At 54.2% G+C, this 19195-nt stretch carries 12 protein-coding genes; 7 read left to right on the forward strand and 5 right to left on the reverse strand.

Translation table 11 applies throughout. The annotated features are described in order from the left end of the window. Nucleotides 1-181: 181 nt before the first annotated feature. Together atoC and atoS are read right to left on the reverse strand one after the other, a co-directional pair. The gene (gene atoC, locus AOY24_RS00915; RefSeq protein WP_044258579.1) at nucleotides 182-1567 is read right to left on the reverse strand and encodes an acetoacetate metabolism transcriptional regulator AtoC; all 1386 of its coding nucleotides are present in this window, start codon (nucleotides 1565-1567) and stop codon (nucleotides 182-184) included. Continuing rightward, nucleotides 1564-3390: a two-component system sensor histidine kinase AtoS gene (atoS, locus tag AOY24_RS00920; RefSeq protein WP_054175989.1), complete on the reverse strand. Its 1827-nt coding sequence runs from the start codon at nucleotides 3388-3390 to the stop codon at nucleotides 1564-1566. Before atoS ends, atoC begins: the two co-directional genes overlap by 4 nt. A 174-nt stretch (nucleotides 3391-3564) precedes the next feature. Between atoS and rcsC the strand changes: the two genes are divergently transcribed. Then, entirely contained in the window at nucleotides 3565-6411 is a 2847-nt protein-coding gene (rcsC, locus tag AOY24_RS00925) for a two-component system sensor histidine kinase RcsC (protein ID WP_044258582.1), read from the forward strand. A gap of 51 nt (nucleotides 6412-6462) precedes the next feature. Here rcsC and rcsB read toward each other — a convergent pair whose 3' ends face one another. Both rcsB and rcsD read right to left on the reverse strand, forming a co-directional pair. Next, nucleotides 6463-7113 (reverse strand): response regulator transcription factor RcsB, encoded by a 651-nt coding sequence (gene rcsB / locus AOY24_RS00930; protein WP_001061917.1) that lies wholly within the window; start codon nucleotides 7111-7113, stop codon nucleotides 6463-6465. A 15-nt stretch (nucleotides 7114-7128) separates the two neighbouring features. Beyond that, nucleotides 7129-9798: a phosphotransferase RcsD gene (gene rcsD / locus AOY24_RS00935; RefSeq protein ID WP_044258583.1), complete on the reverse strand. Its 2670-nt coding sequence runs from the start codon at nucleotides 9796-9798 to the stop codon at nucleotides 7129-7131. A gap of 740 nt (nucleotides 9799-10538) precedes the next feature. Here rcsD and AOY24_RS00940 point away from each other — a divergent pair. From AOY24_RS00940 to mgtE, 6 genes are all read left to right on the forward strand, one after another. Beyond that, the gene (locus AOY24_RS00940) at nucleotides 10539-11669 is read left to right on the forward strand and encodes a porin OmpC (RefSeq protein ID WP_054175990.1); all 1131 of its coding nucleotides are present in this window, start codon (nucleotides 10539-10541) and stop codon (nucleotides 11667-11669) included. Nucleotides 11670-11784: 115 nt separating this feature from the next. Further along, entirely contained in the window at nucleotides 11785-12840 is a 1056-nt protein-coding gene (gene apbE / locus AOY24_RS00945) for an FAD:protein FMN transferase ApbE (protein ID WP_044328460.1), read from the forward strand. Nucleotides 12841-12923: 83 nt separating this feature from the next. Next, nucleotides 12924-13988 (forward strand): bifunctional DNA-binding transcriptional regulator/O6-methylguanine-DNA methyltransferase Ada, encoded by a 1065-nt coding sequence (gene ada / locus AOY24_RS00950; protein ID WP_054175991.1) that lies wholly within the window; start codon nucleotides 12924-12926, stop codon nucleotides 13986-13988. Next, nucleotides 13988-14638, forward strand: coding sequence for a DNA oxidative demethylase AlkB (gene alkB / locus AOY24_RS00955; protein ID WP_054175992.1), 651 nt, complete (start codon nucleotides 13988-13990; stop codon nucleotides 14636-14638). The genes ada and alkB overlap by 1 nt, the downstream gene beginning before the upstream one ends. Before the next feature lie 75 nt (nucleotides 14639-14713). Further along, on the forward strand, nucleotides 14714-16357 hold the full coding sequence (locus tag AOY24_RS00960; protein WP_043000073.1) for a multidrug ABC transporter permease/ATP-binding protein: 1644 nt from the start codon (nucleotides 14714-14716) through the stop codon (nucleotides 16355-16357). Between the two features lie 140 nt (nucleotides 16358-16497). Further along, nucleotides 16498-17934 (forward strand): magnesium transporter, encoded by a 1437-nt coding sequence (mgtE, locus tag AOY24_RS00965; RefSeq protein ID WP_043000074.1) that lies wholly within the window; start codon nucleotides 16498-16500, stop codon nucleotides 17932-17934. Here mgtE and AOY24_RS00970 read toward each other — a convergent pair. Beyond that, on the reverse strand, nucleotides 17897-19144 hold the full coding sequence (locus AOY24_RS00970; protein WP_054175993.1) for a SulP family inorganic anion transporter: 1248 nt from the start codon (nucleotides 19142-19144) through the stop codon (nucleotides 17897-17899). The genes mgtE and AOY24_RS00970 overlap by 38 nt on opposite strands. Nucleotides 19145-19195: the final 51 nt, after the last annotated feature.

A 19195-nucleotide genomic window follows, 5' to 3' on the forward strand; every position in this document is an offset into this window, starting at 1 on the left:
ATACTCCATTTTGGGTACACAAAGGGAATAGCAAGCGGGATGCCAGAATGGCTAACGGACAGGGATATTAGTTAACCTGTTGAATATAATTAAATATTCATGGGAGTGTTGTGTGATCTTAGTGCGGATGCTATGCAGAATTTTGCGCACTGTGCAAAATTCTGCATAGCAGATTCTGGTTCTACAAGCCTGCCGTATCGATACCGTATTCCTGCAATTTATACATCAGGGCACGTCGACTGATGCCTAACATCAGGGCGGCGCGGGTGCGGTTTCCTTCATGCTGTTCAAGTACCTCGATAATGATCCGCTTCTCTTCGCGTTTAATCTCTTCTTTCAGATTGCGTTCACCGGGCTGTGTGGCCTTTATCTCGCTGCCACCACCCACCGGCTGGCGGAGCGGGGCAGGCAGATCTTCTGCAAAAATGACGGCACCGGTATTCATCACCACCGCCCGCTCAATGACGTTTGAAAGTTCGCGGATGTTTCCGGGCCAGGGCCAGGTGGTAAGCATTGACATGGCTGCCGGATCGATCTCAATAATGTCGCGCTGATTTTCCGAACTGAATTTCTGCAGGAAGTGGTTAGCCAGCAGCGCAATGTCTTCCCGTCGTTCGCGCAGCGGGGGAAGTTGCAGATGAATCACATTCAGACGATAGAACAGGTCTTCACGGAAAGCGCCTTCTTTCACCATCGCATGGAGATCGCGGTTGGTGGCAGCGACGATGCGGATATCCACCTGAATCGTCTGATGCCCGCCCACGCGTTCGAATTCCCGTTCCTGCAGAATGCGCAGTAATTTAGCCTGGAGCACCAGCGGCATTTCACCAATTTCATCGAGTAGCAGCGTTCCCTGATGAGCGCGTTCGAACAGTCCCTGACGCTGAGTTTGTGCGCCGGTGAAGGCCCCTTTTTCATGACCGAACAACTCGCTTTCCAGCAGCGACTCCGGTAACGCGGCGCAGTTGATTTTGATAAACGGACCGTTTGCCCGGCGCGAATTGTAGTGAATAGCGCGCGCAATCAACTCCTTGCCGGTACCGCTTTCACCACTGATCAGAACGTTGGCCTGCGACAGGGCAATTTTCGCCGTGTCTTTGCAGATATCCATCATCCGCGGACTGTTGGTCAGGATATGTCCCCACTGCCAGCTGGTGCTCAGCGCCTGATGCAGGCTGCGGATCTCCTGTTTCATCGCCTGCAGTTGCAGGGCGCGTTGGATCAGTAAATTCAGTTCATCGAGATCGAAAGGTTTGATCACGTAATCAAACGCCCCGCTGCGTAATGCTTCGACGGCGGTTTCGACTTCGGCATAAGCGGTCATCAGGATCACGGGGATGCGCGGCTGCTGAGTGCGCATGACTTTCAGGGCGTCGATCCCGTTCATTTCCGGCATGCGGATATCCATCAGCACCACATCCGGTGGAGCGTCGGCAAAGCGCTGCAACGCTTCCTCCCCGTTGCTGGCACAGTGCGTTTCATGCCCCTGTAGCGAAAAGGCGGTGGTGAGCATGCGACGAACGTTATCTTCGTCATCCACAATGAGGATACGGTAGCGGGTTTTCATACTGACAAGTTTCCCTGCGGGTTAATCGGTAAAATAAGGGTAAACGTCGCGCCACATCCGGGCATGCTGGCGACGTGAATATCACCCTGATGAGCATTGATAATGCGCTGGCTGAGCGCGAGTCCAAGCCCTGTTCCTGAGGCTTTGGTGGTGAAAAAGGGGTCAAAAATCTTTTTCTGTAGCGCGATATCAATCCCACCGCCGTTATCTTCAATCGCCACGGCTTGTTGCGTGGCTGAATATTGCCAGGTGCGAATGCGGATTTCACCGCGTGCGTTGATGGCCTGCACGGCATTAATCAAAAGATTGAGGATCACCTGTTTTAACAGTTCACGATCGGCAACGATGGCAGGCAGTCCCGTATCCTGTTCAAAGTTGAACGTGATCCGTGCCTGAACGCCGGAGGTTTGCACCAGAATCAGCGTCTCTTCGATCAGCGAATTGAGCAGCACTTGCTGCCACTGGCTTTGTCGCGGCCGGGAGAAATCCAGCAACTGCTGAATGACTTTGTTGATGGAATCAATTTCTTTTAGTACCACGGACAGATATTCCTGATGCACAGGCAGGCTGGTTTGTTGACGGATGATCTGCACATAACCCCGGATGGCGGTGAGCGGATTACGTACCTCATGCGCCACCCCGGCCATCAGTTCACCCAAAGTGGCAAGTCTCTCGGTTTGTGCCAGGCGACGCTGCGTTTCTTTGCGGGCAGTCAGGTCGGAAAAAATCACCAGCGCACCGATCAATTCACCATTGGGGTTATGAATACGGCTGGTGGTGACACTGAGTTCAATGGTGCGGTCGCGCGCCGGAAAGCTAACTTCCTGTGCCAGATGCTCCGTCCCGTGCGCCAGGGTATCGAGAACCGGGCTGGCAAAATGCGGGTCGGAGAAGAGGGTGGCATAGGGGCGACCGACCAGTTCATTGAGCGTATAGCCGGTAATCATTTCCGCCGCAGGGTTCATGGTGGTGACATCGCCCTGTCTATCGATTGCGATCACCCCATCGGCGGCGTTTTCAATGATCAGATCGTTAAGGGTTTTCGTTTCACGCAACGTTTGCGCCAACGCGTTAACGCTGCGGCTAATTTGCCCCAGTTCGCCAGGCAGATTGGGAAGTTGTGCTGGCGTTTTTTGCGCCAGCGTCGACAGACCGTCCGTGATGATGTCGATATTGGCGCCAAGGCGTCGGGAAAACAGCACGATCAAGAGCAGGCTACAGAGCAGACCTGCCGCCAGCACCGCAATGATGCGCACGTCCATCCTCCACGCCTGACGCTGGATATCTTCCGTCAACTCATTCGCCCAGATGTAGCCCAGCACGTCGCCATCCCGGGTGATGGGGATCATGGAGTTAAGAATATCGCCGCGCACCTGGCGACCGGAAAAGACGACCGGGGCATTGCTGCGCATCACTTCGCGTCCGGGGTGATCGGCGGCAATCGTCACGCCAACGTTATTTTGGTACAGCGCGGAAGGGGCGTAGGTCACAATCGCATCCAGCGCTTTGTTATAGTAGCCCGCGCCGACGCCCGGAAATGCCTGAGTGATCCGCTCAGTGATGGGGCCGAGTTCGGTATTCAGCGCCTGAATACGTTCGTCCCGCGGCAGCGCCGTAAAATGGGTAAAGCGATCGCCCAGCGCCTGATCGAGCAGGTGTACAACGGCAGATAATTTTTTCTCTTTTTCAGATAAGACTGCTGACCGTCCTTCGGTTTCTACGATATAACCAATCGACAGCGTCGGCACGATGACCATCAGAAGCGCCATCAGGATCATCTGATTGCGTAAGCGTCGCGGGTATAACCCTCTCAAAAAGCGCATGCTGGCATCCCTGTGACCCATTTTCTGACAAACGCTAATTATCGGGGGTTGCGGCAACTGTTTCTCAGCGGTGTATCATATTCCCGCAAACGCAGGCGCGGGCATTGCGACGACGCGCATTTACCGCTACCTTAACCACACTCCATTTATCGCCTGAGGCGGAGCTTCGCCCTTTTGAAATACCTTGCATCCTTTCGCACGACCCTGAAAATCTCGCGCTATCTGTTCAGAGCGTTGGCGCTGTTGATTTGGCTGCTGATTGCCTTTGCTTCGGTGTTCTACATTGTGAACGCCTTGCATCAGCGGGAGTCAGAGATCCGCCAGGAGTTTAATCTCAGTTCCGATCAGGCCCAGCGCTACATTCAGCGCACGTCGGATGTGATGAAAGAGCTCAAGTACATCGCGGAGAATCGCCTGACTGCGGAGAACGGCGTGTTGTCTTCGCGGTCGCGTGACGATAAAACCGAGGTGCCGACCTTTCAGCCGCTGTTTGCCGATTCCGACTGCGCGGCAATGGGCAACGCCTGGCGCGGATCGCTGGAGTCGCTGGCGTGGTTCATGCGCTACTGGCGTGACAACTTTTCCGCTGCGTACGATCTGAATCGTGTATTTCTCATTGGCAGCGATAATCTCTGCATGGCGAATTTCGGCCTGCGCGATATGCCCGTCGAGCGCGATAACGCGCTGAAAACGCTGCACGAGCGGATTATGAAGTACCGCAACGCGCCGCAGGATGAATCCGGAAACAATCTCTACTGGGTGGCGCAGGGACCACGTCCAGGGATCGGCTATTTCTACGCGCTGACGCCGGTTTATCTGGCAAACCGCCTGCAGGCGCTGTTGGGCATTGAACAATCCATTCGAATGGAAAACTTCTTTACGCCGGGCAGTCTGCCGATGGGCGTGACCATTCTGGATGAAAATGGGCATGCGTTGATTTCGCTGACCGGGCCGGAAAGTACCATCAAGGCGGAACCTCGCTGGATGCAGGAACGCTCCTGGTTTGGCTATACGCCGGGCTTTCGTGAGCTGGTGCTGAAGAAAAATCTGCCGCCGTCTTCGTTAAGCATCGTCTATTCCGTTCCGGTCGATCTGGTGCTGGAACGGATCCGGATGCTGATTCTGAATGCCATTCTGCTGAATGTGCTGGTAGGTGCGGCACTGTTTACCCTCGCGCGGATGTACGAACGACGGATCTTTATTCCGGCGGAAAGCGACGCCCAACGGCTGGAAGAGCATGAGCAGTTTAACCGTAAGATTGTCGCGTCCGCGCCGGTCGGGATCTGTATTCTGCGCACCGTTGACGGTATTAACATCCTAAGTAACGAGCTGGCGCATACCTACCTGAACATGCTCACCCATGAGGATCGACAGCGGCTGACGCAAATCATCTGTGGACAGCAGGTGAACTTTGTCGATGTGCTGACCAGCAATAACACCAATTTGCAGATTAGCTTCGTCCATTCCCGCTATCGCAATGAAAACGTGGCGATTTGCGTGCTGGTGGATGTTTCCGCCCGCGTCAAAATGGAGGAGTCGTTACAGGAGATGGCGCAGGCGGCTGAACAGGCGAGTCAGTCGAAATCGATGTTCCTGGCGACCGTCAGCCACGAGCTGCGCACGCCGCTGTATGGCATTATCGGTAACCTTGATCTGCTGCAAACCAAAGAATTGCCAAAAGGGGTCGATCGCCTGGTGACGGCGATGAATAACTCTTCCAGTCTGCTGCTGAAAATCATCAGTGACATTCTCGACTTCTCGAAAATCGAATCGGAGCAGTTGAAAATTGAGCCGCGTGAATTCTCGCCACGTGAGGTGATGAGCCACATTACCGCGAACTATCTGCCGCTGGTGGTGCGCAAGCAGCTCGGGCTGTACTGCTTTATCGAACCGAATGTGCCGGTTGCGCTTAATGGCGATCCGATGCGCCTGCAACAGGTGATTTCTAATCTGTTGAGCAACGCGATTAAATTCACCGACATCGGCTGCATTGTGCTGCATGTCAGCCGCGACGATGATTATCTCAGCATTCGGGTGCGGGATACCGGCGTCGGGATCCCGGCGAAAGAAGTGGTGCGCTTGTTCGATCCGTTCTTCCAGGTCGGTACGGGCGTGCAGCGCAATTTCCAGGGAACGGGGCTGGGACTGGCGATTTGCGAAAAGCTGATCAGCATGATGGATGGTGACATTTCGGTTGATTCTGAACCAGGGATGGGGAGCCAGTTTACAGTGCGTATTCCGCTGTATGGCGCGCAGTATCCGGCGAAAAAAGGGCTTGATGGACTTACCAGAACACGCTGCTGGTTGGCGGTGCGTAATGCGTCTTTGTGCCAGTTTGTCGAAAACAGCCTGACGCGTAACGGTGTTGAGGTGATGCGTTATGAAGGGCAGACACCGGCGAGTGATGACATGTTGATCACCGACGATGCCCTGGAACAGCCGTGGCAGGGGCGGGCAGCGGTGATTTTCTGTCGGCGCCACATTGGTATTCCACTGGAAAGGGTGCCGGGGGAATGGGTGCACAGCGTGGCGTCGCCACATGAACTGCCGGCGCTGCTGGCCCGGATCTACCGTATTGAGCTGGACGATGAGGAGCTCTCCTCCGCGTTACCGGCTCCGGAAAAAGCGGCGGCCACCAATGATGACATGATGATCCTGGTGGTTGACGATCATCCGATTAACCGCCGCCTGCTGGCCGATCAGCTGGGATCGCTCGGGTATCAGTGCAAAACCGCCAATGACGGCGTGGATGCCCTGAACGTGCTGAGCAAAAACCATATCGATATCGTGCTGAGCGACGTAAACATGCCGAATATGGATGGCTATCGACTGACACAGCGCATACGTCAGTTAGGGCTGACTTTACCGGTAGTTGGGGTGACGGCCAACGCTTTAGCCGAAGAGAAGCAACGCTGTCTGGAGTCGGGGATGGACAGTTGCCTGTCGAAGCCGGTCACGCTGGACGTTATCAGGCAGACGCTGGCGGTGTATGCGGAGCGGGTCAGGAAAACGCGAGCATAAAAAAGCCCGGTAAGCGCTGAAACTTACCGGGCTTTTTTACGTCTGCAAGAATCAGTCTTTGTCTGCCGGACTCAGGGTCACGGAAGAGAGATAGTTCAGCAGTGCGATATCGTTTTCAACGCCCAGTTTCATCATCGCTGATTTCTTCTGGCTGCTGATGGTTTTGATACTGCGGTTCAGCTTCTTGGCGATTTCAGTCACCAGGAAACCTTCGGCAAACAGACGCAGAACTTCACTCTCTTTCGGAGAGAGACGTTTGTCACCGTAGCCGCCCGCGCTGATTTTTTCCAGCAGGCGAGAGACGCTTTCCGGGGTGAACTTTTTGCCTTTCTGCAGCGCAGCCAGCGCTTTCGGCAGGTCTGTTGGCGCGCCCTGTTTCAGGACAATCCCTTCGATATCGAGATCAAGCACCGCGCTCAGGATTGCCGGGTTATTGTTCATGGTCAGAACAATGATCGACAGGCTTGGGAAATGACGCTTGATGTATTTGATCAGGGTGATCCCATCGCCGTACTTGTCGCCCGGCATAGAGAGATCGGTAATCAACACGTGTGCATCTAATTTTGGCAGGTTGTTGATCAGTGCTGTGGAGTCTTCAAATTCGCCAACAACATTCACCCACTCGATTTGCTCAAGTGATTTGCGAATACCGAACAGTACAATCGGATGGTCATCGGCAATAATTACGTTCATATTGTTCATGTAAAGGCTACCTTGCTACAGCAAGCTCTTGACGTAGGTGTCAATGTCGCTGATGTATTTTTCTATTCCTGGAGCATCTTTCTCACGAATCAGATGTTCCAGCGTTTCACATAACTGCTTGCCGGGTACCAGATTTAGCATGGCAAACACGCCTTTCAGGCGGTGAGCCGTTTGGGCTAGCGCAGCAAAATCGCTGATTGCAGCCTCAGTATACAACCTCTTAACATCATCCGGTACTGTGTCTACAAATAGTGCGTAATAACCGCTGGCATGAAGTTCGGCGTTTTCATCACCTCCCAGAGGGGATTCCGGGATCGCTTCTTGTGCCAGTTGCTCTTCAATTAGTTGTAGTACAGCTTCCTGCATAGCGTTGCTCATATTAAAGTTGACGCGAAGCTGGCCTGGGCCAATTTTCCGCACGCCTGACTCATCATCGCTTAAAAGCAAGCCGGAGGCAGTAAGATTAGACGGATTATCAGTTAAAAAGAGATCATATTCTTGACTTATGAGTCTCTCATCCGGGGTGATGCAGGTCGCTCCCCAGTTTTCCAACTGGCGAAGCACGATATTGCGCACCTCGTTAGAGGTCACGTCGATCATCACGCTGACATCATCCAGCAGACGCTCTTCGTCTTCTTTATGCTGGTCGAGCGGCGTCATTTTAACATGGACTGTATAGCGTGTACCCAGCGCATCTCGCGCTTTTATGCTCAAATGTCCGCCAAGTTTACGTGCCAGCTGATCGCATAACCAAAAGGCCAGCGGATTGGCTTTACCGTAACGGTCTTTCTGCGTCTCACTGATGAACGGGAAATGCAGGTTGTCAATTTCGCTTAACGTCACGCCTTCGCCGGTATCCAGAATGCGGAACGTCAGGCGCTCGGCCACCGATTCGTCCTGATCAACCTCGAGCGTGATTTTGCCAATCTGGGTAGTTGTTACCGCGTACTGCATCAACAGCAGTAAAATCCGTCGCAGTGCATCGCGATCGCCATGTCGTTCGTCGTTTGCCTTCAGATGGTTGTTGATGAGCAGTTGCAGGCCTTTACGCTTCATCGCGGGCAGCACTTGCGGGACGACTTCGTCAATTAACGCCTGAACCGAGAAGAGGGTAGGCTCACTCTTCCAGGCGTCGTTTTCCAGCATGTTCGCCAGTTGAATTTCATCGATCATGCGGACCAGTACATCGGCATGATTCGCCAGTTGCTGTGCATCAGACGTTTGCAATTGAGCAACTTCCGCTGCCAGCGTTTTGACCGGCTCTTTCAACGTCTCGCTGATGTTTTGCATAAAGGCGACGCGGCCCTGCTGATTTTTTTCATATAACCGCTGAGCCTGTTTGAGCTTTTTGTTCACCAGCACTTCACGATCCTGGTCGCGGATAATAAAGATCTGGGTGCGTGGAGCAACCTGGCTGCGGAACAGGCGTATCTCATACAGCTCGTTATTGACGGTCGCCTGGATCACGCCCTGATGCTGTTCCGCCATGCTGGTGATGTTTTGCAGATTCAGATGCGGCAACAGATGGTCGGCAATTTTGTTACTCATCACTGTGCGGTTCGCTTCTTGATCATGCACCAGCAGACCCAGCGGCAGTAGGGAGACAATCTCTTCGTTAATCGCGCGCAGAATCCGTAGCTCATTATTAGCTGCGGTATTCGGCGCGACTTCCGTTGTGCGTCCCGGCTGGTTGCGGAAGGTGGTATAGCCGAACAGGGCGAGCGCCAGCAGCCCGATATTCAGCAATAGCGGTAACAGGATGTTTTGCAGCGTATCGAGCAGTAGGGTGCCAAACGGCACCTGCCAGACCAGGCGCATTCCCGTCGAGTTCAGCGCCGACGAGATTTCAATTTTCGAACTGTTAAAGCTGATGCTTACGCTGTCGGGCGATTCTTTATCTGCATTGCGTGCGCTGGCTGGAGTCGTGTCAGGCTCAAGGCGGAAGCTGTCCAGTGGCATGCCGGGAGGAATTAAGTCGTTGATGGGCAGGTCAAACGCGACAACGGTCGCCAGGTGTCCCGGCTGATTAAACGTGGTTCGCAGCGTAAAATAGTGGCCGTTTTGCCATGCCAGCCGACGCAGCGATGAGAAACTTTCCCGTTCGTCCAGCGCATTGGCCTGCTGGAGCATTTCTGCCCGACGGGAATCGACAATGCTGCCGATGGTCGACTCTTTAAATCCCGAAGAGAGATCTTTTAACGGCAGCGTCGAGATGAGCGTCAGGCTGTTATCCTGCCCGTTGAGATAATACATGGACCACGGCACCGTCTCAGCGCCCCACAGCGTGTCGAGGTAGGACGAGATGCGCTGCGTCATTTCCAGCGTTGAGCTGTCATGCGAGCCAAAGATCAGCGCTTCGGTTTTTCGCCGTGGTTTTTCAAGATAGTAAACGTCCTGTTTCAGGCGAGTTTCCTGCAATCCTTCGCTGCTCGACGGATTCGTCGTCGCGGCGATGTTGTCATAGATTTGCCAGGTCGCGTAACGCCAGGTATCGATACGCTTATGAATTGCATGGGTGATATCGACGATTTGATAGCTTTTATCTTTCAACCAGGCGTTAACCGCGCTTTGCACCATCACGCCCATCGTCACCAGCAACACAATGATCAGCAATAAAAAGAAACGGGTAATGCTTCCCGGCAGGAGGGAAAATCGGGACGTAGCCGTTGTATCAGACTGACTCATTCGTGGTTATGACCTGTAAAACAACGCAGAAGGTGAAAGGGCAGTATAAAGGGTACGGTGTGAATTTCCACACTCTCTACTCATTGATGTTCTGCATTTTTTGCCAAAAAGAATTCATCAGTTAAATGGCGTAAAAGTGTACAGGCCCACCAGAGGCGTACACATATTCCCCGTCAAGTGTGAAGAAATAGCACGAAATAACAAGAAATCGGTTTCTGATATCAGTCAGTGACTGAGTGAAGGTAAATAGTTAATAGTTGTTATTATTTTTATGCGGTAGCACATAAAGAGAAAATAAGTGTAAAGAAGGGTAAAAAAAAACCGGACGCATCGCATCCGGTTGAAATAGGGGTAAACAGACATTCAGAAATGAATGACGGTAATAAATAAAGTTAATGATGATAGCGAGAGATATTTTAGAGATGCATGACGATTTTGTTTTGTCATTCAGTGCTATCAAACTTATTTGTGTAATTAATTGTTTTATATGTATTTTATATATTTCTTGAGTGATCGTGCTTATTTTTTGTCTTTTTGAAGCAAAAAAAAAGTTCCTTGGAATTTACATTTTGAAACATCTATGTGGATAAATGAAACATCTTAAAAGTTTTAGTATCATATTCGTGTTGGATTATTCTGCAATTTTGAGGAGAATGAACTTGCCGACTGGTTAATGAGGGTTAATCAGTATGCAGTGGCATAAAAAAGCAAATAAAGGCATATAACAGAGGGTTAATAACATGAAAGTTAAAGTACTGTCCCTCCTGGTACCAGCACTGCTGGTAGCAGGCGCAGCAAATGCGGCTGAAATTTACAACAAAGACGGCAACAAATTAGACCTGTTCGGTAAAATCGACGGTCTGCATTATTTCTCCGATGATAAAAACGCTGATGGCGATCAGACCTACATGCGTATCGGCTTCAAAGGCGAAACCCAGGTTAACGATCAGATCACCGGTTACGGCCAGTGGGAGTATCAGATCCAGGGTAACGCGCCTGAATCCGAAAACAACTCCTGGACTCGTGTTGCCTTCGCCGGTCTGAAATTCGGCGATGCGGGTTCTTTCGACTACGGTCGTAACTACGGCGTTGTGTATGACGTCACGTCCTGGACCGACGTCCTGCCAGAATTCGGTGGGGATACCTACGGTTCTGATAACTTCATGCAGCAGCGTGGTAACGGCTTCGCGACTTACCGTAACGCTGATTTCTTCGGTCTGGTTGATGGCCTGAACTTTGCCCTGCAGTATCAGGGTAAAAACGGTAGCCCATCTGGTGAAGGTGCTGATGGCATCGCTTACACCGGCGTGACTAACAACGGTCGTGAAGCGCTGCGTCAGAACGGTGACGGCGTTGGCGGTTCTGTAACCTATGACATCGGCGAAGGCTTCGGTCTGGGTGCGGCAGTGAGCAGCTCCAAACGTACTGATGAGCAGAACAGAGCGATCTACCTGGGTAACGGCGATCGCGCTGAAACCTACACCGGTGGCCTGAAATACGACGCTAACAACCTGTACCTGGCGGCGCAGTACACTCAGACCTATAACGCAACGCGTGTAGGCGGCGAAGGTTGGGCAAACAAAGCGCAGAACTTCGAAGTGGTTGCTCAGTACCAGTTCGACTTCGGTCTGCGTCCGTCCGTTGCTTACCTGCAGTCCAAAGGTAAAAACCTGGGGACTCTCAACGGTCGTAACTACGACGATGAAGATCTGCTGAAATATGTTGATGTGGGCGCAACCTACTACTTCAACAAAAACATGTCCACCTACGTTGATTACAAAATCAACCTGCTGGATGACAACAACTTCACTCGTGATGCCGGTATCAGCACCGACGACGTTGTTGCACTGGGCCTGGTTTACCAGTTCTAAGTTTGCTTAATGTCGATAAAAGGCCCTGCGGGGCCTTTTTTTGTGCGGTTTTTCGGCGTACAACCGCCGGTTTTTGGTGTACTCTTGCGCCTCTTTTGCAGGAGGACAATCACGTATGGAAATGAACGTTGCTCGTGCGGCCTTACTGGCTGTGACTCTCTTTTTTACCGGGTGCGATAACGCACCGGACGCGGCGCAAACGCCTGCCGCGGCTCCGGTCGTGCTGGAAGGGAAAACAATGGGCACCTTCTGGCGCGTGAGCGTGGTCGGAGTCGATGCCAAATCAGCAGCGGCGCTACAAACGAAAATTCAGACGCAACTGGATGCCGACGACCAACTGCTCTCCACTTATAAAAATGATTCGGCGCTGATGCGCTTCAACCAGTCGAAAAGTCTTTCGCCCTGGCCTGTCAACGAGGCAATGGCGGACATTGTTACCTCAGCGCTACGTATTGGGCAAAAAACCCAGGGGGCGATGGACATCACCGTTGGGCCGTTGGTGAACTTGTGGGGGTTTGGTCCCGACAAGCAACCGGTCCAGATCCCGACGCAGGCGCAAATTGATGCGGCAAAAGCCAACAGCGGGTTGCAGCACCTGTCGGTGATCAACCAGGCTAAACAGCAGTACCTGCAAAAAGATCTGCCAGATTTGTTTGTCGATCTCTCCACTGTCGGTGAAGGCTATGCCGCCGATCACCTGGCACAGTTGATGGAGCGCGAAGGTATCGCACGCTATCTGGTCTCTGTCGGGGGGGCGTTGAACAGTCGTGGGATGAACGCTGAAGGGCATCCGTGGCGGGTGGCGATCCAGAAGCCTACCGACCGTGAAAACGCGGTTCAGGCGATGGTGGATATTAACGGGCACGGTATTAGTACCTCCGGCAGCTATCGCAACTATTATGAGCTGAACGGAAAACGCCTCACTCATGTTATCGATCCGCAGACGGGACGCCCCATTGAGCATAATCTGGTGTCAGTGACGGTGATAGCGCCAACGGCGCTGGAAGCGGATGGCTGGGATACCGGACTGATGGTGCTCGGCACGGAGAAAGCCAAAGAGGTCGTACGCCGGGAAGGGCTGGCGGTGTACATGATTATCAAAGAGGGGGAGGGATTCAAAACCTGGATGTCTCCGCAGTTTGAAAGTTTTCTCATTCGTGAACAAAATTAAAAAGCAAGATTGCGGGTTTTCGTGCGATGGGTTTCGGACACACTGCCGCTAAGCAGGCACTATGCTTAACGAAGGAGTCCAGTATGAAAAATTCTCTACGCGTAAATGACGACCAGCGCTGGCAATCGGTGCTGGAACGTGATTCTGAGGCTGACGGACAGTTTGTCTTTGCGGTGCAGACGACCGGCATCTTTTGCCGACCTTCCTGCACGGCAAAACATGCGCTGCGTAAAAATGTCCGCTTCTTTCCTGACGCGCAGGCCGCGTTGCTGGCCGGGTTTCGCCCGTGTAAACGCTGTCAGCCGGATAAAGCCAACGCCCGGCAGCATCGACTGGATAAAATTACGCTTGCCTGTCAGCTTCTGGAGCAGGAGAGCCCCATCACGCTCGATGCGCTGGCTGAACAGGTGGCGATGAGTCCGTACCATCTGCATCGCGTGTTCAAAGCCACGACCGGGATGACGCCAAAAGCGTGGCAGCAGGCGTATCGCGCCCGCCGACTGCGCGACGCCCTGAGCCACGGCGAAAGCGTGACGCAGGCGATTCTGAATGCCGGATTCCCGGACAGCAGCAGCTACTATCGTAATGCTGATGCAACGCTTGGGATGACGGCGAAGCAGTTCCGTCGCGGCGGTGACAAGCTGGCGGTGCGCTATGCGCTGGCGGATTGCTCACTCGGACGCTGTCTGGTGGCGGAAAGCGAGCGGGGGATTTGCGCCATTTTGTTAGGGGATGACGATGCGGCGCTGAAGGCTGAACTGCAGACATTGTTCCCGGCCGCTCAGGCTCAACCCGCCGATCCCGCTTTCCAGCAGCGTATTCACCGCGTTATCGCCAGTATTGACGGGCGTGATGCCGCGCTGTCGTTGCCGCTGGATATTCAGGGTACCGCGTTTCAACAACAGGTCTGGCAGGCGCTGCGGGCGATCCCTTACGGTGAGACCGTCAGCTACCAGCAACTGGCAAAAGCCATCGGTAAGCCGAACGCGGTTCGTGCCGTCGCCAGCGCCTGTGGCGCGAATAAACTGGCGATCGTGATCCCCTGTCATCGCGTTGTGCGAGGCGACGGTTCGCTTTCCGGCTATCGCTGGGGCGTGTCGCGTAAGGCACAAATCCTGCGACGTGAGTCTCCTGATGAGGGGGCATAATGCTTGATTTGTTTGCCGATTCGCAGCCCTGGCAGGAACCGCTGGCGCCTGGTGCCGTCATTTTTCGCCGCTTTGCCTTCAACACAGCGTTGCAACTGGTGCAGGAGATTGAGGCGGTCGCCCGTCGGTCGCCGTTTCGCCAGATGATCACCCCCGGCGGTTACACCATGTCGGTGGCGATGACTAACTGTGGACGGCTGGGCTGGACGACCGACCGTCACGGCTACCTTTATTCGCCAATCGATCCGCTGACGGGGCACGCCTGGCCGGATTTTCCGCCGTCCTTCCTGCGGTTGTGTCAGCAGGCGGCAACGGCGGCAGGCTATGCGGATTATCAGCCGGACGCCTGCCTGATCAACCGCTATGCGCCTGGCGCAAAGCTTTCGCTGCACCAGGATAAAGACGAGCCGGATCTGCGGGCGCCCATTGTTTCTGTCTCGCTGGGATTACCGGCTGTCTTTCAGTTTGGCGGCCTGAAACGTAGCGATCCCCTGACGCGCGTTCTACTGGAACATGGCGATGTAGTGGTCTGGGGCGGCGAATCGCGCTTGTTTTACCACGGAATTCAGCCGCTGAAGGCTGGGTTCCATCCGGCGACCGCCGACTGTCGTTACAATCTGACTTTTCGCCAGGCGGGTAAAAAAGAATAAAAATAAGAATTATTATTGCTGAACGCGTTGAGATGTTTAAACTGCGGGCTGTTATTCCTTGTCCGGGTTGTATGAATGGAACTACTTCTTCTTGTCTGGCGGCAGTATCGCTGGCCATTTATTTGCGTGATGGCGCTCAGCCTCGTCAGCGCGGCGCTGGGGATTGGCCTTATCGCTTTTATCAATCAGCGTCTTATTGAGACTGCGGATCCCTCTCTGCTGGTTTTACCGGAATTTCTCGGACTACTGCTACTGCTGATGGCGGTGACGCTGGGTTCACAACTGGCGCTCACCACGCTGGGACACCACTTTGTCTTCCGTCTGCGCAGTGAATTCATCAAGCGTATTCTCGATACGCACGTGGAACGTATTGAACAACTGGGCAGTGCCTCTCTGCTGGCCGGGTTGACCAGCGACGTGCGCAATATCACCATCGCTTTTGTTCGTCTGCCTGAACTGGTGCAGGGGATTATTCTGACCGTCGGTTCGGCGGCGTATCTGGCGATGCTGTCGACCAAAATGCTGTTGGTGACCGCTATCTGGATGGTCATTACCATCTGGGGCGGGTTTATGCTGGTATCGCGGGTTTACCGGCACATGGCGACGCTGCGCGAAACCGAAGATAAGCTGTATAACGATTATCAGACGGTGCTGGAAGGACGCAAAGAGCTGACGCTCAACCGCGAGCGGGCGGAACATATCTTCAACAACCTCTATATTCCGGATGCCAAAGCGTATCGCCACCACATTATTCGCGCCGATACCTTCCACCTCAGCGCCGTAAACTGGTCGAACATTATGATGCTCGGCGCGATTGGCCTGGTGTTCTGGATGGCAAACAGTCTCGGCTGGGCGGATACCAACGTTGCGGCGACCTACTCGTTAACGCTTTTATTCCTGCGCACGCCGCTGCTGTCGGCGGTGGGGGCACTCCCTACGCTGCTTACGGCGCAGGTTGCTTTCAACAAGCTGAACACATTCGCGCTGGCACCGTTTAAAGCAGAATTTCCGCGCCCGCAGGCGTTCCCGGGATGGAAAACCCTCGAACTGCGTAACGTCATGTTCCACTATCAGGACAACGCGTTCTCCGTGGGGCCGGTGAATCTGACGATCAATCGCGGTGAGTTGCTGTTCTTAATCGGCGGTAACGGCAGCGGCAAATCGACGCTGGCGATGCTGCTGACGGGGCTGTACCAGCCGCAGTCCGGGGAGATCCTGCTGGACGGTAAGCCTGTCAGCGCCGAAAAGCCGGAAGATTATCGCAAGCTCTTTTCCGCGGTGTTTACCGACGTCTGGCTGTTTGACCAGCTACTGGGACCAGAAGGCAATCCGGCCGATCCTGCTCTGGTTGAGAAGTGGCTGGGGCACCTGAAAATGGCGCACAAACTGGAACTGAGCGATGGCCGGATCCTGAATCTGAAACTGTCGAAGGGGCAGAAAAAGCGCGTGGCGCTGCTGCTGGCTCTGGCGGAAGATCGCGACATTATCCTGCTCGATGAGTGGGCGGCCGATCAGGATCCGCACTTCCGCCGCGAGTTTTACCAGGTGTTGTTGCCGCTGATGCAGGAGATGGGGAAAACCATTTTCGCCATCAGTCACGACGACCACTATTTTATTCACGCCGATCGTTTGCTGGAAATGCGTAACGGACAACTGATTGAGCTGGTGGGCGATGAGCGTGATGCTGCGTCACGCGATGCCGTCGCGCGCACGGCCTGATTCATCTGACCGTGGTCCCGATGGCGCAAGGCGTTTCGGGACAACGGTTGTTTTTTTATTCATCTGACGCCCCCGTTTATTGTTATTTACATAACCTCGCGCCATGCTTAATGGCATCTCGTATCATGGATTTATGATTAATGTTCGCAAAACACCAAAACAGCGCAAGGCTGCGCGATGAAGAGCGTGCGCGGCTGATCTGGCTGCTTACCACCGATAAAGCCATTGTTTCCACCCTGTTAGGCAAGCTCACCCTGGCTGAGCAATATGATGTCGGAACGTTAGCCGACGATATTGCTGAGGTAGGCGCGCTGGTCGACCATCTTCCACCACCTGACCTGGCGGATACCCTTGAAGCGCTCCCGTCGGAAGAACGTCACGCCCTTTGGCGGCTGATTCAGAGTGATAAGCGTGGATACGTCCTGCTTGAGGCGTCCGAAAACGTCTGGGATGACCTGATCGATGAAATGACCGACCGGGAACTGCTTGAGGCGCTGCAATATCTCGACATCGACGAACAGATTTACCTGGTTCAGCACCTGCCGCGTAACCTCACAGGCCGGTTGCTGGCGACGCTGCCGCCCGAAGAGCGGGCCCGCGTGCGCCAGGTCATGCATTACGAAAAGAATCGCGTCGGCGCGATCATGGAATTCGAGGTCATCACCGTGCGCCCGGATGTGACGCTGCAAGTAGTGCAGCGTTATCTGCGTCGTCTGGGCAAGATGCCGGAAAACACTGACAAACTGTTTGTCACCCGTCGCGACAAAACGCTGGTTGGTGAGCTAACCCTGACCTGTATTTTGCTCAATGACGTGCAGTGTAAAGTCAGCGAGGTGATGGATGACGATCCGCTGACCTTCGCCCCGGAAGATAAAACGGAAAATGCGGCGCGTACCTTCGAGCGTGACAACCTGGTCAGTGCGGCGGTAGTCGATTCTGCCGGTAAACTGATGGGACGCTTGACGATCGACGAGATCGTCGACGTGGTCTACGAAGAGACGGACACCGATCTGCGTCGAATGGGCGGATTGAGCGCCGAAGAGGATGTTTTTGCGCCCGTTCCCAAAGCGGTGAAAACGCGCTGGGCGTGGCTGGCTATCAACCTGTGTACTGCGTTCATTGCCTCGCGCGTGATTGATGGCTTTGAACACACCATTTCACAACTGGTGGCATTAGCGTCGCTGATGCCCATTGTCGCCGGGATCGGCGGGAATACCGGTAATCAGACCATCACCATGATTGTTCGGGCGCTGGCGTTACAAAACATCCAGCCGGGCAACCTGACGTTTCTTATTCTGCGCGAGATGGGGGTGGCACTGGTCAATGGCCTCGTCTGGGGGGGGATTATGGGCGGGATCACCTGGTGGCTGTACGACGACATGGCGCTCGGCGGGGTGATGACCCTGGCAATGATGCTGAACCTGTTAATGGCGGCGCTGATGGGGGTGATTATCCCGATGACGATGGTGAAGCTCGGGCGCGACCCGGCGGTCGGCTCGAGCGTGATGATCACCGCGATTACCGATACCGGCGGATTCTTTATTTTTCTTGGGCTGGCGACGCTGTTTCTGATGTAGTGTGTCGTTTACGTTTCACGACGCGAGGCAGTAATCCCATCGCCACCACCCCGGCAACCACGCCAATCGCCAGGTTGCCGGTGGAGACCGTTGCGCCAACGGTAATGACCATCACCAGCGTTTCCACCACGGGCAGTGTCGTCAGGGTGGCGGGCTGGATACTGTGCCAACTGAACGTTTTCACCGCCACAATCACCATGATCCCGGCCAGAACCGACATCGGGATTTTCGCCATCACGTCGCTCAGCGCGGTGACCAGCAGCAGTAAAATCAACCCGGCGGCGATCGTCGACACGCGGCTACGGCCTTTCCCCATCTCCACATTCACGATGGTCTGTCCGATCATCGCGCAGCCAGCAATGCCGCCGTAAAAGCCCGCCAGAATGTTGGCGAACCCCAGACCCGCGCTTTCACGATTTTTGTTCGACGGCGTGACCGTCAGGTCATCAACCAGTTTCGCCGTCAGTAGCGACTCCATCAGGCCCACAAAGGCGATACTCAGCGCGCAGGGCCAGATAATTGTCAGCGTTTGCAGATTCAGCGGCACTAACAGCTGCGTCAGTCCCGGTAGCCCGCCGCTCATTGCGCCTTCATCACCGACGGTCGGCAGCAATTGACCGGTGGTTGCGGTAAACAGCGTCAATAAAACAATGGCAATCAGCGGCGCAGGAATGCTTTTAATAACGCGCGGCACCCACAACACAATGAGTAGCGTTAAGGCAAACAGCCCCCAGATGAGCGGGCTTTTGCTCCAGAAATGGGGGACCTGGGCGAAAAAAATCAGAATACCGAGGGCGTTCACAAACCCGGTCATGACGGCGGCGGGAATAAAACGCATCAGGCGCGCCATCCCGGTAACGCCAAACAGAATCTGGATAAACCCGGCTAATACGACCGCTGGCAGAATGTACTGTACGCCATGCTGGTGCACCATCGGGCCTATCACCAGCGCAACGGAACCGGCTGCTGCCGTGACCATCGCCGGGCGACCGCCCATGAAAGACATTGCCAGACAAAGCACCACTGAGGCAATCAGGCTGACTTTCGGGTCAACGGCGGCAATCACCGAAAAGGAGATCACTTCCGGGATCAGCGCCAGCGCGGTGATCACCCCAGCCAGCGTTTCGCGTACCAGCAGACGTGGGGCGCGAAGAACGCCACTGACCGTGTGTTCCGCTGCCAGAGCAGGAGACGAAGGGGTTACAGACATATTTACTCTCAGGTCGGAAAGGGCCTGATAACAGCAGACCGACAGGCGTCC

It is taken from the genome of Citrobacter sp. CtB7.12 (assembly GCF_001297795.1).
Lineage (GTDB): Bacteria > Pseudomonadota > Gammaproteobacteria > Enterobacterales > Enterobacteriaceae > Citrobacter_A > Citrobacter_A amalonaticus.

Coding starts and splice junctions, on each gene's coding strand:
- atoS (WP_054175989.1), bottom strand. CDS start 3,390: ATGCGCTTTTTGAGAGGGTTATACCCGCGACGCTTACGCAATCAGATG.
- rcsB (WP_001061917.1), bottom strand. CDS start 7,113: ATGAACAATATGAACGTAATTATTGCCGATGACCATCCGATTGTACTG.
- AOY24_RS00940 (WP_054175990.1), top strand. CDS start 10,539: ATGAAAGTTAAAGTACTGTCCCTCCTGGTACCAGCACTGCTGGTAGCA.
- mgtE (WP_043000074.1), top strand. CDS start 16,498: ATGTTCGCAAAACACCAAAACAGCGCAAGGCTGCGCGATGAAGAGCGT.
- atoC (WP_044258579.1), bottom strand. CDS start 1,567: ATGAAAACCCGCTACCGTATCCTCATTGTGGATGACGAAGATAACGTT.
- alkB (WP_054175992.1), top strand. CDS start 13,988: ATGCTTGATTTGTTTGCCGATTCGCAGCCCTGGCAGGAACCGCTGGCG.
- apbE (WP_044328460.1), top strand. CDS start 11,785: ATGGAAATGAACGTTGCTCGTGCGGCCTTACTGGCTGTGACTCTCTTT.
- AOY24_RS00960 (WP_043000073.1), top strand. CDS start 14,714: ATGGAACTACTTCTTCTTGTCTGGCGGCAGTATCGCTGGCCATTTATT.
- rcsD (WP_044258583.1), bottom strand. CDS start 9,798: ATGAGTCAGTCTGATACAACGGCTACGTCCCGATTTTCCCTCCTGCCG.
- AOY24_RS00970 (WP_054175993.1), bottom strand. CDS start 19,144: ATGTCTGTAACCCCTTCGTCTCCTGCTCTGGCAGCGGAACACACGGTC.
- ada (WP_054175991.1), top strand. CDS start 12,924: ATGAAAAATTCTCTACGCGTAAATGACGACCAGCGCTGGCAATCGGTG.